Raw genomic sequence first — 1,542 nt, forward strand, 5'->3', positions numbered from 1 at the left:
CCCCCGATTCCGGGACGGCGCTGACGTGGACGGCCCCGGTCTTCTGACTCGCCGGGATCCCGAACCGCTACTGATCCGGAGGGGAATGCTGGGCCACGTGAACGGCCGCCTGCGTCCGCCGTTCGAACCCGAGCTTTGCCAGCAACGATGAGACGTAGTTCTTCACCGTCTTCTCCGCCAGAAGCATACGCTCGCCGATCTGGCGGTTTGTGAGGCCTTCACCCACGAGTTCCAGTACCCGTCGTTCCTGCGGAGTCAGTGAGGCCACCCGGGGATCCACCCGCTCCGGCTCGGCCAGCCCCTGGACAATCCTTGCCTTCAGGTCCGCGTCGAACAGGGATTCGCCGCGGGCTGCCCTGCGCAGTGCGCCGATCAGGTCAGAGCCGCCGATCTCCTTGAGGACGTACCCCGAAGCGCCTGCCAGGACGGCGCCGCGGAGTGCCTGTTCGTCGTCGTAGCTCGTAAGAATCAGGCAGTTGATCGTCTCGTCAACTGAATGCACGTCCCGGCAAACCTCGATGCCCGTCCCGTCAGGCAGCCGCGCATCCAAAATGGCGACGTCAGGACGCAGGGCCGGAATCCTCCGGGCGGCTTCGGCAGCAGATCCGGACATGCCGACGACGACGAATCCTTCGCTTTCCAGGAGATCCTGCAGGCCTCGCCGGACCAGCTCATGGTCGTCGAGGACGAAAACCCGGATGCCTGCATTGGATGAGGACTCCGCTTGCTCCGGTGATGCTGAAGCCTTCATCGTCCGTCGTCCCTTCTGTCCACCCGTCCGCTACCGCAATGACTCATTCTTTAGCACGCGCCATGTTGCCACAAGCCGCCCGGGCCCGCGTCACGGAATTATCCGAAGGGCGGTGTCCCAGTTGAAGTGCTCATGCTCAGGGTTGACCTGCAGGCCCATCACGACCAGCATGATCGCTTCCAATTCCCGCGCGCGGCGCAGCGGGCCCACATCGATGGGCCGCAGGCCGCCGGCCGCTGCCACGGCGCTGACCTTTTCCTTTGACTGCTCCGAGTCGCCGGCGATGAACACATCAAGGTGTTGGCCACCGACCTGTCCGGCCTCCAGGGTCCCGGGGAACGTGGTGTTGAAGGCCTTGACCACCTCAGCACGTCCGTTGAGCATCCTGGCGGTTTCCTCGGCCGCTGACGTCCCGGGCGGCACGGTCAGCTGGTCAAATGTAGCCGGATCCACCGGATTGCTGATGTCCACGATGACCCGTCCGTCGAGCGAATCTCCCGCCTTGAGGATGGCCGTATGCACTTCCTTGTGCGGGATCGCCAGGAAGACGATTGCGCCTGTAAGGTCTGCGCCTACGATCCCGCCGGTGGCACCAGGGCCAAGCCCCTCTACCAAGGCACGGGTCTTGGCGCCGTCGCGGCCCAGGATCTGCACTGGGTTGTTGCCCCGCAACATGGTGACGGCGAGCGCCCGCGCCATGTTTCCGCTGCCGAGAATGCTGATGTTCGTCATTGCTGTCCTCTTCTGGATCGCAGGTGGCCTGCGTGTCTTCCAGTAGATAACGGGGCGGG

2 protein-coding genes are annotated in these 1,542 nt (G+C 64.4%); both read right to left on the reverse strand.

The window, feature by feature from the left end:
• Nucleotides 1-67: 67 nt before the first annotated feature.
• Nucleotides 68-751: a response regulator gene (locus DBR22_RS11510; RefSeq protein ID WP_108599127.1), complete on the reverse strand. Its 684-nt coding sequence runs from the start codon at nt 749-751 to the stop codon at nt 68-70.
• 90 nt (nt 752-841) lie between these two features.
• On the reverse strand, nt 842-1,483 hold the full coding sequence (locus tag DBR22_RS11515; protein WP_108599128.1) for an NADPH-dependent F420 reductase: 642 nt from the start codon (nt 1,481-1,483) through the stop codon (nt 842-844).
• Nucleotides 1,484-1,542 lie beyond the last annotated feature (59 nt).

Source organism: Arthrobacter sp. HMWF013 (genome assembly GCF_003061105.1).
Lineage (GTDB): Bacteria > Actinomycetota > Actinomycetes > Actinomycetales > Micrococcaceae > Arthrobacter.